This window comes from Winogradskyella maritima (assembly GCF_042650215.1).
GTDB classification, from domain to species: domain Bacteria; phylum Bacteroidota; class Bacteroidia; order Flavobacteriales; family Flavobacteriaceae; genus Winogradskyella; species Winogradskyella maritima.
The window spans coordinates 191,673-206,671 of sequence record NZ_JBHSAT010000022.1 but is presented as its reverse complement, the minus strand read 5'-3'; the positions used below and the strand labels follow the sequence as shown (position 1 = coordinate 206,671).

Annotated in this window: 14 protein-coding genes; 9 read left to right on the top strand and 5 right to left on the bottom strand. The window is 38.4% G+C overall.

Features of this window, described 5'->3' with window-relative positions; genetic code table 11:
• The first annotated feature begins 5 nt into the window (after positions 1-5).
• A complete protein-coding gene (locus tag ACFOSX_RS12870) occupies positions 6-665 on the top strand; it encodes an HAD family hydrolase (RefSeq protein ID WP_386101863.1) in 660 nt (219 codons plus the stop codon).
• 113 nt (positions 666-778) lie between these two features.
• The gene (locus ACFOSX_RS12865; protein WP_386101860.1) at positions 779-1,108 is read left to right on the top strand and encodes a YegP family protein; all 330 of its coding nucleotides are present in this window, start codon (positions 779-781) and stop codon (positions 1,106-1,108) included.
• A 51-nt stretch (positions 1,109-1,159) separates the two neighbouring features.
• Here ACFOSX_RS12865 and ACFOSX_RS12860 read toward each other — a convergent pair whose 3' ends face one another.
• The 4 genes from ACFOSX_RS12860 to prfB all read right to left on the bottom strand — a co-directional run bounded on the left by ACFOSX_RS12860 (position 1,160) and on the right by prfB (position 3,656).
• Positions 1,160-1,633, bottom strand: coding sequence for a hypothetical protein (locus tag ACFOSX_RS12860; protein WP_386101857.1), 474 nt, complete (start codon positions 1,631-1,633; stop codon positions 1,160-1,162).
• Positions 1,634-1,642: 9 nt separating this feature from the next.
• Positions 1,643-1,984 carry an arsenate reductase (glutaredoxin) gene (arsC, locus tag ACFOSX_RS12855; protein ID WP_386101854.1) on the bottom strand — a complete coding sequence of 114 codons (342 nt, stop codon included), beginning with the start codon at positions 1,982-1,984 and terminating at the stop codon, positions 1,643-1,645.
• A gap of 123 nt (positions 1,985-2,107) precedes the next feature.
• Positions 2,108-2,467, bottom strand: a complete 360-nt coding sequence (locus tag ACFOSX_RS12850) for a hypothetical protein (RefSeq protein ID WP_386101851.1) — start codon at positions 2,465-2,467, stop codon at positions 2,108-2,110.
• 75 nt (positions 2,468-2,542) lie between these two features.
• A protein-coding gene (prfB, locus tag ACFOSX_RS12845) for a peptide chain release factor 2 (protein ID WP_386101848.1) occupies positions 2,543-3,656 on the bottom strand; the annotation gives its coding sequence in 2 pieces (ribosomal slippage) (positions 2,543-3,592 and positions 3,594-3,656; 1,113 coding nt in all).
• A gap of 134 nt (positions 3,657-3,790) precedes the next feature.
• Between prfB and ACFOSX_RS12840 the strand changes: the two genes are divergently transcribed.
• Both ACFOSX_RS12840 and ACFOSX_RS12835 read left to right on the top strand, forming a co-directional pair.
• Positions 3,791-6,199 (top strand): zinc-dependent metalloprotease, encoded by a 2,409-nt coding sequence (locus ACFOSX_RS12840; RefSeq protein WP_386101845.1) that lies wholly within the window; start codon positions 3,791-3,793, stop codon positions 6,197-6,199.
• A 245-nt stretch (positions 6,200-6,444) separates the two neighbouring features.
• On the top strand, positions 6,445-7,467 hold the full coding sequence (locus ACFOSX_RS12835; protein WP_386101842.1) for a threonine aldolase family protein: 1,023 nt from the start codon (positions 6,445-6,447) through the stop codon (positions 7,465-7,467).
• Positions 7,468-7,639: 172 nt separating this feature from the next.
• Here ACFOSX_RS12835 and ACFOSX_RS12830 read toward each other — a convergent pair whose 3' ends face one another.
• Positions 7,640-7,951, bottom strand: a complete 312-nt coding sequence (locus ACFOSX_RS12830; RefSeq protein WP_386101839.1) for a YbaB/EbfC family nucleoid-associated protein — start codon at positions 7,949-7,951, stop codon at positions 7,640-7,642.
• Between the two features lie 62 nt (positions 7,952-8,013).
• Here ACFOSX_RS12830 and ACFOSX_RS12825 point away from each other — a divergent pair, with 62 nt between their 5' ends.
• The 5 genes from ACFOSX_RS12825 (at position 8,014) to ACFOSX_RS12805 (ending at position 14,893) form a co-directional block, all read left to right on the top strand.
• Positions 8,014-10,074, top strand: coding sequence for a S9 family peptidase (locus ACFOSX_RS12825; protein ID WP_386101836.1), 2,061 nt, complete (start codon positions 8,014-8,016; stop codon positions 10,072-10,074).
• A 68-nt stretch (positions 10,075-10,142) separates the two neighbouring features.
• The gene (locus ACFOSX_RS12820; protein WP_386101833.1) at positions 10,143-11,192 is read left to right on the top strand and encodes a PLP-dependent cysteine synthase family protein; all 1,050 of its coding nucleotides are present in this window, start codon (positions 10,143-10,145) and stop codon (positions 11,190-11,192) included.
• A 205-nt stretch (positions 11,193-11,397) separates the two neighbouring features.
• Entirely contained in the window at positions 11,398-12,660 is a 1,263-nt protein-coding gene (locus tag ACFOSX_RS12815) for an aminotransferase class I/II-fold pyridoxal phosphate-dependent enzyme (RefSeq protein ID WP_386101830.1), read from the top strand.
• Between the two features lie 193 nt (positions 12,661-12,853).
• A complete protein-coding gene (locus ACFOSX_RS12810) occupies positions 12,854-14,032 on the top strand; it encodes a DUF5677 domain-containing protein (RefSeq protein ID WP_386101827.1) in 1,179 nt (392 codons plus the stop codon).
• 144 nt (positions 14,033-14,176) lie between these two features.
• Positions 14,177-14,893 (top strand): hypothetical protein, encoded by a 717-nt coding sequence (locus ACFOSX_RS12805; protein ID WP_386101824.1) that lies wholly within the window; start codon positions 14,177-14,179, stop codon positions 14,891-14,893.
• The last annotated feature ends 106 nt before the right edge of the window (positions 14,894-14,999 follow it).

Here is a 14,999-nt window from a genome sequence, read left to right as displayed (position 1 = left end):
AACCGATGCTAAAGACCGTTATTTTTGATATGGATGGGGTGATCGTTAATACTGAGCCCTTGCACCATAAGGCTTATTACAAAATGTTTGCTGATGTGAATATTAACGTATCCAATGAACTCTACGAATCATTCACAGGACAGTCCACAATAAATATTTGCCGACGTTTGGTAGACCATTTTAATTTGAAAGAACATCCTGAAACCTTAGTGAAACTGAAGCGCCAACACTTTAAATACTTGTTTGAAAACGACGAAAGCTTAGCTCTGATTAATGGCGTTTTAGATGCTATAAAAGAGTATCATAACAAAGGACTCACTTTAGTCTTAGCCTCTTCGGCCTCTATGCCCAATATCAATCGGATTTTTGAACGCTTTAAACTCAACCCATATTTCATTTCAAAATTCAGTGGTGCTGATTTGGCGCAGTCCAAGCCACATCCTGAAATCTTCCTAAAAGCTGTTGAGGCCTCAGGGAACTTAGCTTCAGAATGTATTGTTATTGAAGATTCTACCAATGGCATGAAAGCGTCGAACGAGGCTAATGTCTTCTGTGTCGGCTATCATGGTGATTCAAATTCTAAACAAAATTTTGGTTTATGTGATTATGAGGCTTTTAGTTTTTCGGAATTGACTTTTCAGAAATTGTCTAGTCTCTTAGCTTAATCTGGTCTGTTGAATACCATTTCAATCAATTTTATTAGCTTTTGAATTAAACCTTAGATTCTTAAAGTCTGAAAAAATCAGTATCTTTTGTCTGAACTTTAAAAAATGAAAAAATGGCAAAATTTGAAATGTATAAGGATGCCAGCGGACAGTTTAGATTTAGACTAAAGGCTGGAAATGGACAAAACATATTAAGTAGCGAAGCTTACACAAGTAAAGCTGAGTGCGAAAACGGAATTGAATCCGTAAAAAAGAATTCCAGTGACGACGCGCGTTTTGAACGCTTAGAAGGTAAAAGTGGCAAACCTTATTTTAACTTAAAATCTACAAATGGACAGGTTATAGGTACAAGTCAGCAGTATGCATCTACATCCTCTATGGAAGCTGGAATTGCTTCTGTTATGAATAATGCATCTGGTGCGGATGTTGAAGATATGAGTTAAGCACTAATACCTAGATAGACTAAAAAGAGCAACATATTTGTTGCTCTTTTTTTATCCTTTATCATCCTTTTTCCGGCGTTTTTTCTTTTTCTTCTTTTTGACTTCATTTTCATTGAAATCACCCTTAATCATCTCTTTAATTTTTAGCATGTCTTTTTCTGAGATGAGAGTTTCTAGTTCTTTAAAATGGGTGTCGTCTAGTTGCTTAATAGCATCTTGTCGCTGTATGGAGCGTTCAAACGGAAGCTTGTAAATGGCTATTTTCTTTTCAAAATAACTATTAAGATTTTGCTTAATAATCTCCTTTTGAAAATCGTCTGCCTCTAAAGTTGTAATGAAGTTGGCAAGGTATTCTTCTTGGCGCTCTTTCATTTTGCGCGCATATTCTTCCTTTTGCTCCTCCGTTGGCTCTTGGGGTTGCTGAGGGATTCTACTCTGTCTTAATGGGTCGCCACCGCGTCTCATCTGTGCGTCTACGCTTGTACCAAATCCGATAAGGAGGAGTAAAACAAGTATCTTCTTCATAGCTCTTAATTATATCAATTCTAAAATACGTTCCGTTGGTCTACCAATAACCGCTTTGTCATCGACGACAACTATAGGACGCTCAACCAATTTGGGATAGTTTACCATGGCGTCAATAATGTCATCGTCCGTAAGGTCTTTTCCTTTATAATCGGCTTTCCAGATAGCTTCATTCTTACGCACCAAATCAATAGGAGGGATGTCCAATTTCTCAATAATAGCCTTTAGTTCGCTTTTTATAAGTTTGTCATCCAAATATTTTACGACGGTAAAATCAACACCTTGTTGTTCTAGTAAAGCAACACCTTGTCTAGACTTGGTGCATCTTGGGTTATGGTAAATCTCAATCATCTGTCCGTTTTATAGCAATTAGAGTGCCAAAAATATGGGAATTTTTTGAGTCCTAGAAATATGGTTAGAGCCAATGCGGTATTGACATGTTAAACTGCAAATATCTTCTTCTATGTCCTTAAGTTAGAATGGCGCATTTTCATCGACCTTGGTAAGTAGCCAATGTACATCCTCTTCGTTAATTTCTTTTACATCGTTAAATTTTAGTCGCTTGGCGTGTTTGCCTTTGCCACTAAATTTCAATCTTTCGTGGTCTATACTATCAATATGATGAACATAGAGCAAGCAAGATGCAGCGCAACTTTCTTGTATACCACAAAGCACATTGTTCTTTCCATCCCTAGAATATAGCGCCAATTTCACTTTTGCGCCACCATAAATTTGCTCTTCAATAGTGTTGAAATGAGTATTAATGATTTTTTTCAGCCTAAGGCCCATCTCTTTTGATTTTGGATTTTTGAAAATTTCATTGAAGGAGCTCATCTAATGATTTGTTTTAGTTTTATGAAGACCGTATTGAATTTAGAGAATTCTCAAAAGAACTATTCAACTTATGGATTAGAGCGAAGAATTATCTACACTGTCCTTTTGCCCCATCATCATTAAATAGGCCTTTAAAAATGGTTCAATATCACCATCCATCACTGCGTCTACATTTCCGGTTTCGTGCGCGGAGCGGACATCTTTCACCAATTTATAAGGATGCATCACGTAGTTTCTAATTTGGCTTCCCCATTCAATCTTCATTTTGCCTGCTTCGATATCCTCGCGTTGCGCCATTTGCTTTTGCAATTCTATCTCATATAATTGTGATTTTAGCATCTGCATTGCACGCGCTCGGTTATCATGTTGGGAACGGGTTTCTGAACAGGAAATTTGAATCCCCGTAGGTTTGTGATTCAGTTGTACTTTGGTTTCCACCTTATTAACGTTCTGTCCACCAGCACCAGAAGAACGCGCTGTTGTAATTTCAATATCAGCAGGGTTGATATCTATTTCAAGGGTGTCATCTACCAGCGGATACACATACACCGAGGCAAAACTGGTATGGCGTTTGGCGTTAGAATCGAACGGCGAAATACGTACCAATCGATGTACGCCGTTTTCGCCCTTAAGCCAACCAAAGGCAAAATCGCCTTCAATCTCTAAAGTAACGGTTTTAATGCCAGCCACATCACCATCTTGCAGGTTGAGTTCCTTTACTTTAAAGCCACTCTTTTCGGCATACATTAAATACATACGCATCAGCATGCTGGCCCAGTCGCAACTTTCGGTACCACCAGCACCGGCCGTAATTTGTAAAACAGCGCTGAGGCTGTCGCCTTCTTCGGAAAGCATGTTTTTAAACTCCAATTTTTCAATGGCATTGACCGCCGTTTCGTAGCGGGCTTCCACATTTTCCATTGGTGCTTCGTCTTCCTTAAAGAATTCATACAGCACTTCCAAGTCTTCGTAAAGGGTTTGGGCGTTTTCGTAATCGTTTATCCAGCTCTTTTTCTCCCGAAGCGATTTCATCACCTTTTCGGCTTCCTTGGGGTCATTCCAAAAGTTGGGGTCAAAGGTTTGCTCTTCTTCGTTGGCGATTTCTATGCGTTTGGCATCTAAGTCAAAGATAGTGCCTAAGTGCGTCTAGGCGGGTATTGAGGTCTTTAATCTGGTCTTGTGTAATCATGCTAACTTCCCGCGAAAGCGGGAATCTCTTTATATTAATACTGAAGGACAAATATAACACCTCCCAACAATTTAAGACCGAATAGCAACCCCAATTTTTAGAATTTCCTTAGTTTTATGTTTCAATACTAAAGCATGAAAAAATCTAGCCTCTCCCTCATTTTACTTTTTTTAACCTTTACCGTTTCAGCGCAAATCCTGAATAAGAAAAATCTGAAATCATATTCAGGGTATTTCGACTTTTATTATGATGAATCTGAAGATAAAATATATCTGGAAGTCGACCGTTTGAATGACGATTTTCTCTACGTTAATTCTTTGGCATCAGGCGTCGGAAGCAATGATATCGGGCTCGACCGTGGTAAGCTCGGTAGTCAGCGATTGGTGTATTTTAAGAAAGCTGGAAACAAACTGCTACTTGTACAACCAAACTTAAGTTACCGCGCGAACTCTGATAATGAATTAGAACGAAAAAGTATCGAACAAGCCTTTGCACAATCGGTATTATTCGGATTTCCTATTAAATCTGAAGAGAACGGCACATACATCATCGACCTTACGCCGTTTTTAATGCAAGACGCTCAAAATGTCGCTGGTACCTTAAAGCGAAACAAAGAAGGCACGTATAAAGTCGACAAATCCAAAAGTGCCTTGGCCTTGGAACGGACTAAAGCTTTCCCCGAGAATGTAGAGTTTGAAGCTTTGTTAACCTTTGCGGGAGAACCTACGGGACGAAACCTCAGAAGCGTTACACCAACAGCCTCTTTGGTATCCGTGATTCAGCATCATTCTTTTGTAAAACTTCCGGATAGCAATTACGAGCCTAGAGTATTCGACCCACGTAGTGGTGCAATTTCAGGCTCATATTTAGATTACGCGACTCCAGTACAGGAACAAATCCGAAAACGTTTTATCGTTCGTCATAGACTTGAAAAGAAAAACCCTAACGCTAAAGTTAGCGAAGCCAAAGAGCCGATTATCTATTATTTAGACCCTGGTACACCAGAGCCCGTCCGTTCTGCATTATTAGACGGTGCGCGTTGGTGGAATGAAGCCTACGAAACTATTGGTTTTAAAGATGCCTTTCAGGTTAAAATGTTACCGAAGGATGCCGACCCAATGGATTGTCGGTATAATGTCATTCAATGGGTTCACCGTTCCACACGAGGTTGGAGTTATGGCGCCAGCGTGGTCGACCCGCGTACAGGAGAAATCATTAAAGGCCATGTCAGTTTAGGAAGTCTACGTATCCGACAAGATTTTATGATAGCCCAAGCGCTGATGAATAAACCTTTTGCAGTAAATGATGATAATTATCAGCCCATGCTCGATTTGGCTTTAGCCCGAATCCGACAGCTCAGCGCACACGAAGTAGGACACACCATCGGTTTTGCGCACAACTTCTCGGCAAGTACTAGTGACCGCGCATCTGTGATGGATTATCCGCATCCGCAATTCGAATTAAAAAATGGAAACATCGACTTCAGCAATGCTTATGATGTTGGTATAGGCGAGTGGGACAAAGTCACTGTGGCTTACAGTTATTCTGAATTTGATAAAAATGCTAATGAACGCGAAGAACTCAATAAAATTCTAGAAAATGCAACGAAGTCCGGACTACGGTTTATTTCTGATTCCGACGCTAGAGCACAAGGTGGAGCTCATGGCTTAGCGCATTTGTGGGACAATGGAAAATCAGCATCCGAAGAATTGGAAAATGTCTTAAACGTTAGAGCGAAAGCCATGTCCCAATTTTCCAAAGACAATATTAAAACCAATGAACCTTACACGGTTTTGGAAGATGTTTTTGTGCCTTTATATTTCTTCCACCGTTACCAAACCGAGGCTACTATAAAGCTCGTTGGCGGAATGGATTATAACTATGCTATAAAGGGCGATGGGCAAAAAATAACTGAATATTTGGATAGGACATTGCAGGAGGATGCTTTAAATGCAATACTAAAAACGCTAGACCCAAAAGAGTTAGCCATTCCCAAGAACCTCTTGGATTTGTTTCCGCCAAGAGCTTTTGCCTACGGACGAACGCGAGAATCCTTCAAAGGGAAAACTGGTGTGGCCTTTGACCCCATAAGTGCATCGTCCACGGCTAGCGATATGACCTTGAAGTTATTGCTTCATCCTCAACGCGCTAATCGATTGGTGTTGCAGTCTAGTTTGGATGAAAACCAACTTACCCTGAAAGAGGTCCTAGACGAACTCGTCTCTAACACGATTTTAAAGGAGAATTCTAGCGCATATCACAAGTCCATTCAACATGAAGTCAATGTGAATGTTTTAAAATACATCATGAATTTGGCAACGAAAGACCAAAGCTATTTTGAAGTAAAGGCCATTGCCAATCAGGCATTAACGGACTTAACCAAAAGTCAAATACGAGATGCTATGTCTTCAGCGACGGGCATGCAATATTTGCGTATGATTACGGAATTCATGAAAGAACCAGAAAAGTTTAAAATAGAAACTGTACCACAAATCCCAGATGGTTCGCCAATTGGGATGGATATGTGTAGTTATAATGAATAAAAGTAGACACAAATAAAAGGCGTCATTGCGAATCACGCCGGAGCGGGATGTGGCAATCTCATCAATCACAGTTTCGATTGAAACTTTACGAAACTTATCTCCGCGAAAACTCCGTGTTGGCTCCGAGAAACTCTGCGTAATTATTTACACGAAAATACACAGAGAATTCACAGAGATACACGAAGACATGCGTGAATCCCGATGCTTCGGGAGTGAAATGCGTATCTAAAAAGATAGTAATAAATATGAAAATAGACCTAAGAAGCGACACCGTCACCAAACCAACAAAAGGTATGCTAGAAGCCATACTTTCCGCAAATGTTGGTGATGACGTATATAAAGAAGACCCAACTGTTAATGAGCTAGAAGAGCGTTTGGCCAATATGTTCGGGATGGACCAAGCCTTGTTTTTCCCAAGTGGCAGTATGGCTAACCAAGCCGGACTAAAGCTCCACACCAATCCTGGGGAACAAGTGATATGCGATAAATATGCCCACATCTATAATTATGAAGGTGGCGGTGCATCCTTTAATTCCGGAATTTCCTGTAAGCTGGTTGATGGGCATAGAGGTATGTTTACAGCCGAACAGGCAAAAGCATCTATAAATCCACCCGATTTCTACCATAGTCCTCTGACGTCCTTGATTGCTATAGAAAATACAACAAACAAAGGTGGTGGCGCGTGCTGGGATTTTGAAGAATTAAAACGCATCAAAGCTGTTGCTAATGAGCATAATTTAGGGTATCACCTAGATGGCGCGAGACTTTGGAACGCTTTGGTCGCTAAAAATGAAAGCCCAAAGCAATATGGGGAACTATTTGATACTATTTCAGTGTGTTTAAGTAAAGGTTTAGGTTGCCCCATTGGCTCTGTATTATTAGGGAATTCAGAATTGATGAAAGGCGCTATACGGGTAAGGAAAATTTTAGGAGGCGGAATGCGACAAGTCGGATTTTTAGCTTCAGCAGGATTGTACGCTCTGGATAATCACATCGACCGATTGGCTGAAGACCACAAAAAAGCCATTGAAATTGGCGCTATGCTCTCGCAATTAAATGCTGTTAAAGTCGTGGAACCCATAGAAACCAACATCATTATTTTCGAGTTAGAATCACACATCGATGCAACCGAATTCACTCAAAAATTGGCAGATAACGACATTCACATCATCGGAATGGGAAGTAACAAACTTAGAATCGTCACGCATCTGGATTATACCGATGCTATGCATGAGCGGGTTATGGATGTTTTTAGTGGGTTAGTGTAGAGTGTGAAGTTTTCAGTCGCAGTCGCAGTTTGCAGTATTTTAGTCCGCAGTTGGCAGTAAGTTAGGATATTTTCAAAATTCAGTGTTTACACTACAGCTTTGCGTCTTTGCGTCTTTGCGAGAGTTTTATGAAGCAAACAGTTTTCCCCTTCGGGGAATTAAAGGGGCTTTTTTACAACCCCGGAATATTCGGCATCCCCTCCTTAGCCACCGCAGACAACTCAGCTTCATTAACCGCCGTTGCGCGTTCAATGGCTTTATTAAGGGTAAGAATAAGGTAATCTTCGAGCATGTCCTTGTCAGACAATAAATCGTCATCAATCTCAAGCGATTTTATGGTTCTATTCGCCGTAATTGTAACTTTTAACTTTCCGTCGTTACTGGCTTCATCGAGTAAAACGGTATGCAGTCGTTCTTTCGTTTCTTCAACTTTTTTCTGGGCTTCTTTCAGCTTATTCATCATACCCATCATATCTCCAAACATAATTCAATCTTTAAAATTTATACGTTGCAAAATTAGTAAATTGCACCCTTTTTGAGAAACAAATGCAGAAGACTTCAAACGTTACCGCGCCAAAGGCGAAAAAGATTCCGAAGGAATTAACCATCCACAACGATACTAGAATAGATAATTATTTCTGGATGAACAATCGGGAAGACCCAGAAGTCATTGCACATCTCGAAGCCGAAAACGCCTATCTCGAAGCTGAAATGTCTCATACAAAAGACTTTCAAGAACAATTGTTTTTAGAAATGAAAGGCAGAATAAAGGAAGATGATTCCTCGGTGCCCTACAAATACAATGGCTATTGGTACATCACACGCTACGAAAAAGGCAAGGATTACCCCATCTATGCGCGAAAAAAAGAGAGTCTAGACAATCCTGAAGAAATTCTATTCGACTGTAATGTCATGGCAGAAGGTCAATCCTACTTTAGGATGGTAGGTCTTAGTGTAAGCCCAGACAACACAAAAATTGCATTCGGGGTAGATTACACTGGAAGACGAAACTACACGATTAAAGTGAAGAATCTGGTCACGGGTAACTTAGAATCCGACGTTATCGAAAACACCACTGGCTCTTCAAGCTGGGCAAATGACAATCAGACGTTGTTTTACACCAAAAAAGATGAGGAAACGCTTAGGGCCTTTCAGATTTATAAACATCAATTAGGAGAAACTGAGGATGATTTAATCTTTCAAGAAGCCGATGATACTTTTGGTGTGGCGGTCTACAAATCCAAATCCAGAAAATACATTATCATCGCTTGCTACAGCACATTGACCAATGAATATCATATTCTGAATGCCGATACTCCTGATGGGAAATTCAAAGTCTTCCAACCGCGAATCAGAGGTTTGGAATACAGCATTTCGCATTATGACAATCACTTTTACATTCTTACGAATAAAGATAAGGCAACCAATTTCAAACTGATGAAAACGCCTGAAAACGACACAGGTATTGACCATTGGGAGGAAGTTATTGCCCACCGAGATGATACACTGCTAGAGGATATCGATATTTTTAAGGATTATTTGGTGATTGGTGAGCGCCATAATGGTTTAAATCTCATCCGCGTGAAACGATGGGATAATTCTTCAGATTACTACATAGACTTTGCAGACGAAACTTATACGGCGTTTACCGGAACTAATGTGGAATTTGACACGGAAGTACTGCGCTATGGCTATAATTCCTTGACGACCCCGTCTTCGGTTATAGAATTCAATATGAAAACCAAAAGGCAAACCGTGCTGAAAGAGCAGGAGGTACTCGGTGGCCAATTTGATAAAGACAATTACCAATCTGAACGCATTTGGGCCACGGCAGAAGACGGCACTAAAATCCCAATGTCTGTGGTTTATAAAAAAGGGATGGAGCTTAATGGTGAAAATCCGCTATTACAATATGCCTACGGAAGTTATGGTTCAACCGTTGACCCTTATTTTTCAACGATTCGTTTGAGTTTGTTGGACAGAGGTTTCATCTATGTGATTTGCCATATTAGAGGTGGAGAATATCTCGGAAGACCTTGGTATGAAGACGGAAAGTTACTTAATAAAAAGAACACGTTTTCAGATTTTATTGCCTGCTCTATTCACTTAATAAGAGAAAAGTACACCTCGTCCAAACACTTGTATGCCATGGGTGGAAGTGCTGGTGGTTTGCTGATGGGCGCTATTATTAACGATGCGCCAGAATTGTACAATGGTATTATTTCGGCAGTGCCTTTTGTGGATGTAATGACAACCATGTTAGATGATACTATTCCTTTAACGACTGGTGAATATGACGAATGGGGGAATCCAAACGATAAACTCTATTACGAGTATATGAAATCCTATTCGCCATACGATAATGTCGAGGCTAAAGACTATCCAAATATGTTAGTAACTTCTGGACTTCACGATTCGCAAGTGCAATATTGGGAACCCACAAAATGGGTGGCGAAATTGCGCGAATTGAAGACAGATAAAAATAAATTGTATCTTAAAACCAATATGGACGCTGGTCATGGAGGAGCTTCAGGTCGATTTGAAGCGTTAAAAGAAGATGCGCTGGAGTTTGCCTTCTTGTTTGACTTAGAGGGGATTACCGCATAGTCGTAAAAATTTTGTACCTTTGCACGGTTTGAAAACAAGCGACAGTTTGTATTGAATTAATAGCATTTATGAGAACAGACAAAAAAGTGTATAATAACGTTTTGGAATTGGTGGGCAGTACGCCGTTAATCCGTTTAAATTCGGTCACTAAAGATTTTCAAGGCGAGTATTTTGCAAAGGTCGAGGCCTTTAATCCAGGGCATTCTGCAAAAGACCGAATCGCATTACACATTATAGAAGAGGCTGAACGTCAAGGCATACTAAAACAAGGCGACACCATTATTGAAACGACATCTGGTAACACCGGATTTAGTATTGCTATGGTGAGTATCATTAAAGGGTATCGTTGCATTTTGGCCGTAAGTTCAAAATCTTCGCCAGACAAGATAGACATGTTGAAATCCATGGGTGCCGAAGTGTATGTTTGTCCAGCCAACGTAAAGGCAGATGACCCAAGGTCGTATTACGAAGTTGCCAAGCGTTTACATACCGAAATTGAAGGTTCGGTATATATCAACCAGTATTTCAACAAACTGAATCTCGATGCGCATTACAAATCGACTGGCCCAGAAATTTGGGAACAGACCGATGGAGAAATCACGCATTTAGTGGCTTGTAGTGGCACTGGAGGTACCATTTCTGGTATCGCTAAATATTTGAAAGAGCAATCCCGAAAAGTCGGGACCAATGTAAAAGTCATCGGAGTTGATGCATACGGTTCTGTCTTAAAGAAATATCACGAAACCCGTGAATTCGACGAGAAAGAAATCTACCCATACAGAATAGAAGGCTTAGGAAAGAACTTAATTCCTACAGCTACAGATTTCGATTTAATTGATAAGTTTGAAAAAGTTGCAGATGCCGAAAGCGCACACTCTGCACGAGAAATTTCCAATAAAGAAGGTTTGTTTGTCGGCTACACCAGTGGTGCCGCATTACAGGCCATCAGACAATTAAACGACGCTGGGGAATTTAAATCTTCTGATAAGATTGTAGTTGTCTTTCCAGACCATGGTTCACGTTACATGGGCAAGGTCTATAATGACCAATGGATGGAAGCCCAAGGCTTTTTTGATGAACTTCCAAAATCACAAAAGGCGATAAATTACGTCAAATAAAAAAGGCTTAAAGAGTCCGTTGAATTCTATTCTAACGGGCTTTTTTATGTTCAAAACTTAGTGAATATATTGCTGAAATAAATTATGCTTTCCTAATATTATTAGCTAATTTTGCCCCAACTGACTAAATTATTTTAACAAAACATTAATAAAATCTGAAGCAGATTAATCACCTGTTAAAGACGGAATGAGAAGCGCTTAGAGCATGAAGGATTTATTTGAAAAGATTTACAGAGACAAAGGACCATTAGGAAAATGGGCGGCACAGGCAGAAGGTTATTTTGTGTTCCCAAAGCTCGAAGGTCAGATTTCCAATAGAATGCAATTTCAAGGAAAGAATGTCATTACCTGGAGTATTAATGATTATTTAGGCTTGGCGAACCATCCTGAAGTCCGCAAAGTTGACGCTGAAGCGGCGGCAGCTTACGGTTCTGCTTATCCAATGGGTGCGCGTATGATGTCTGGTCATACCTCTTTGCATGAGCAACTTCAGAATGAATTAGCTGATTTTGTCCAAAAAGAAGCCGCTTATTTATTAAACTTCGGTTATCAAGGTATGGTATCCACGGTAGATGCTTTGGTCTCTAAGGATGATATTATTGTTTACGATGTAGATGCTCACGCTTGTATTATTGATGGAGTAAGATTGCATCACGGCAAGCGTTTTACATACAAGCATAACGACATTGAAAGTTTAGAAAAGAACTTAGAGCGTGCTACTAAAATGGCAGAGCAGACCGGTGGTGGTATTTTGGTGATTTCTGAAGGCGTTTTCGGAATGCGAGGAGAGCAGGGACGTTTAAAGGAAATCGTTGCGCTTAAGAAAAAATTCAATTTTAGATTGTTTGTTGATGATGCCCATGGATTCGGAACCTTAGGAAAAACAGGGGCTGGAGCAGGTGAGGAGCAAGGTGTGCAAGACGACATCGACGTGTATTTCGCGACCTTTGCTAAGTCCTTGGCAAGTACAGGTGCTTTTATTGCGGCAGATAAAGAAATCATAGATTATTTAAAATACAACTTACGTTCTCAAATGTTCGCTAAGTCACTACAGATGCAACTGGTGGTTGGTGCTTTAAAACGTTTGGAAATGCTAAAAACCATGCCAGAGCTTAAAGAGAAACTTTGGGAAAATACCAATGCTCTACAATCTGGTTTAAAGGAGCGTGGTTTTGATATAGGGACTACACAGAGTTGTGTAACACCAGTGTATTTAAAGGGAAGCATTCCTGAAGCTATGGCTTTGGTGAAAGATCTTAGGGAAAATTATGGAATCTTCTGTTCTATAGTAGTTTACCCTGTGATACCTAAAGGGATGATTTTATTACGTTTAATTCCAACAGCTACACACACTTTAGAAGATGTTAGTGAAACCTTAGATGCGTTTGAAGCCATCCGTTCCCGATTAGAAAATGGAACCTACAAGCGTATGTCTGCAGCTTTAATGGCGGCAATGGGAGAATCTTAAAGAGATATTATTTATTGAATATTAAAGCCGTTCTATTATGAACGGCTTTTTTATTAGATATCGTTTGTTGTCATTTGTACACGCTTGTTTTGGTTTAAAAGCAGATATCTTGCTCTCTATCAATCATCTATCCTAAAATTAGTGGTGTTTGGGGTATTGCGTATATTTGGGTGTTAGCTGTAAGTTATAAAAAATGAAAATAGGAAGAAATGAAAAATGCCCATGTGGAAGTGGTAAAAAATACAAATCCTGTTGTATAAATAATGACGACATTGTTAGTATTCCTATAACCAAAGAGATAAGAGAAATATTAGACCGCGAAAATGAAAGGTTTAAGTCAATTATGGGTAGAGATATTACTGGAGACGACCCATTAATTCCATCAACAATACAAGTTTCTGAAGAAGTTTATATTGAAAATTCTGTTTTAATGCTTGAAGAAGTTGGGATTAGACCAGAAATTATTTATGCATTTAAAAAATTAGGTTATTGTGTCGGAGAAAGTCAGTTACATCTTTATTCTAAAGAACAACTTCAAGATTGGGAAGAAGCAGTAGATGAATATTTTCTAATTGAATCTGGTGAAATAGAAATATCAGAAAGTAAGCTTTCTATAATTTTAAGTGAACTATATGATTTATTTGATAAATTAAAATATGTCTATGCACTAATAATTGCTAAACATTCTAATGAAGATGAACAGATAGTTCTAATGGGTAATTTAAACATAGACCATTATATTTTATTTTGTCTTACTAAGAACTTAAAAACAATTGAAGCTATCGGAGTTCTCCTAGATAATCATTTTGGGGAAGACTCTTTAAATTTAACTAGGACTAATTATGAAAATTATTTGGAAATTTTATATGCTAAATATAATTCTAAGTCTTTAAAGGAATATGTTATTGCCAAAGAAGGCATTTTCAATAATACCCATATATATAAAAGAGGTCATATAGTTGATAAGAAAACAGAAGAGAAATTTAAATCCTTAAATAATTATGAAAAATCAAAATTGAATACTAAATACGAATCTATCGATATTGAAATTTATAAATATTTGTACGACCATTTATCTTCTTTTACTCACTTAGATTTAAGAACAGCTGGAAACTATATTGTAGATAGAAGAGGTTTTTCTCACTTGGCAAGAAATATGCTTCCTGATACTGTTATAATTTTATTAGTAATTAATGTAATGATACTGGAAGAAATAAAGGTTCTTTCAATTTTCAAAACCTCAAAAAAGGATGTTGAAAAACTAGTTACCGAATTAGGAAGTTGTTTATTAAAATTATTTAAAGAAGATAAAGTCAACATACATTTTTCAATTAATGATAGAATACATGAAATAATGAAAACCTACAGCTAACAATGGCTATAAGTAATTGCTTGTTCTCGCCTACTTTGGAAATTACTGCGAAATTTCCAACTTGGTGTCTACTTGTAAAGTTAAGTGCTAACCCACACAACTACTCATAGCCGAGACCGTCACAGCACATATTAAACCAAGATTATGAAAAGAATATATTTAATTTTATCTATTATATTAATTACAGTAAGTTGTTCTTCTGATGATGTTGATTATAAAATTGTCAATGGGAAAGTTGAACGAACAATTAATGGAGACGGAATTGCAGACCAATTAGTAACTGTAATGACAAGAAAATCTAGTGGTTCAGGCTTATTTTCAACTACAAAAGTGTTGGATAGTGCAAAAGTAATTACAGATGCAAATGGGTATTTTTCAGTTACATTAGCAAATGAAGTAGATGCATTTGTTACAATTGTTCATCAAGGAGACGAAAATTATTCGGGTTCAGGTATATGGAGAGACTATCCAATTGATGAACCTGTAATAATAAAGATAGATAAGTTTATTAAGTTTAAAATATTAGTGAATAATACTAATCCAATAGACGAAAATGATTTTATTCACATTGATTTTTTTGCAGGACTTTCTAATGTAATAAGAACTCGTATAGAAAATTTTGGTGTAGATAACACATATCATCCAGAAGAGCCACTTCCTGGTGGTGCAATTGGTGCCTATGAAGAAACTTCTTGGACAGGAGCTGATGTTAATTCCATAGTATATTATAGTGTACCTGAGACTGCTGAAGACTTTAAAGTTCGATGGTTTATGAAAAAAAATGGTGTTGAAACTGACGGGTTTACAGAAGATATTCCTTATAATTTGAATCAAATCAATCCATACTCATTTGAATATTAATAATTAGAAAAAAATACGTGCTGTAACAATAGCTATAAATAATTGATTATTCTCATCTACTCCTGAATCCCGCATCGTCGGGACTTTCGTATTTTCGCCTTGGTGT

What these genes read in the sequence shown, in the direction of transcription:
- ACFOSX_RS12860 (WP_386101857.1), bottom strand. Translation starts at nt 1,633, where the DNA reads ATGAAGAAGATACTTGTTTTACTCCTCCTTATCGGATTTGGTACAAGC.
- ACFOSX_RS12840 (WP_386101845.1), top strand. Translation starts at nt 3,791, where the DNA reads ATGAAAAAATCTAGCCTCTCCCTCATTTTACTTTTTTTAACCTTTACC.
- ACFOSX_RS12850 (WP_386101851.1), bottom strand. Translation starts at nt 2,467, where the DNA reads ATGAGCTCCTTCAATGAAATTTTCAAAAATCCAAAATCAAAAGAGATG.
- ACFOSX_RS12820 (WP_386101833.1), top strand. Translation starts at nt 10,143, where the DNA reads ATGAGAACAGACAAAAAAGTGTATAATAACGTTTTGGAATTGGTGGGC.
- ACFOSX_RS12830 (WP_386101839.1), bottom strand. Translation starts at nt 7,951, where the DNA reads ATGTTTGGAGATATGATGGGTATGATGAATAAGCTGAAAGAAGCCCAG.
- ACFOSX_RS12825 (WP_386101836.1), top strand. Translation starts at nt 8,014, where the DNA reads ATGCAGAAGACTTCAAACGTTACCGCGCCAAAGGCGAAAAAGATTCCG.
- ACFOSX_RS12815 (WP_386101830.1), top strand. Translation starts at nt 11,398, where the DNA reads ATGAAGGATTTATTTGAAAAGATTTACAGAGACAAAGGACCATTAGGA.
- arsC (WP_386101854.1), bottom strand. Translation starts at nt 1,984, where the DNA reads ATGATTGAGATTTACCATAACCCAAGATGCACCAAGTCTAGACAAGGT.
- ACFOSX_RS12810 (WP_386101827.1), top strand. Translation starts at nt 12,854, where the DNA reads ATGAAAATAGGAAGAAATGAAAAATGCCCATGTGGAAGTGGTAAAAAA.
- ACFOSX_RS12870 (WP_386101863.1), top strand. Translation starts at nt 6, where the DNA reads ATGCTAAAGACCGTTATTTTTGATATGGATGGGGTGATCGTTAATACT.
- ACFOSX_RS12865 (WP_386101860.1), top strand. Translation starts at nt 779, where the DNA reads ATGGCAAAATTTGAAATGTATAAGGATGCCAGCGGACAGTTTAGATTT.
- ACFOSX_RS12805 (WP_386101824.1), top strand. Translation starts at nt 14,177, where the DNA reads ATGAAAAGAATATATTTAATTTTATCTATTATATTAATTACAGTAAGT.
- ACFOSX_RS12835 (WP_386101842.1), top strand. Translation starts at nt 6,445, where the DNA reads ATGAAAATAGACCTAAGAAGCGACACCGTCACCAAACCAACAAAAGGT.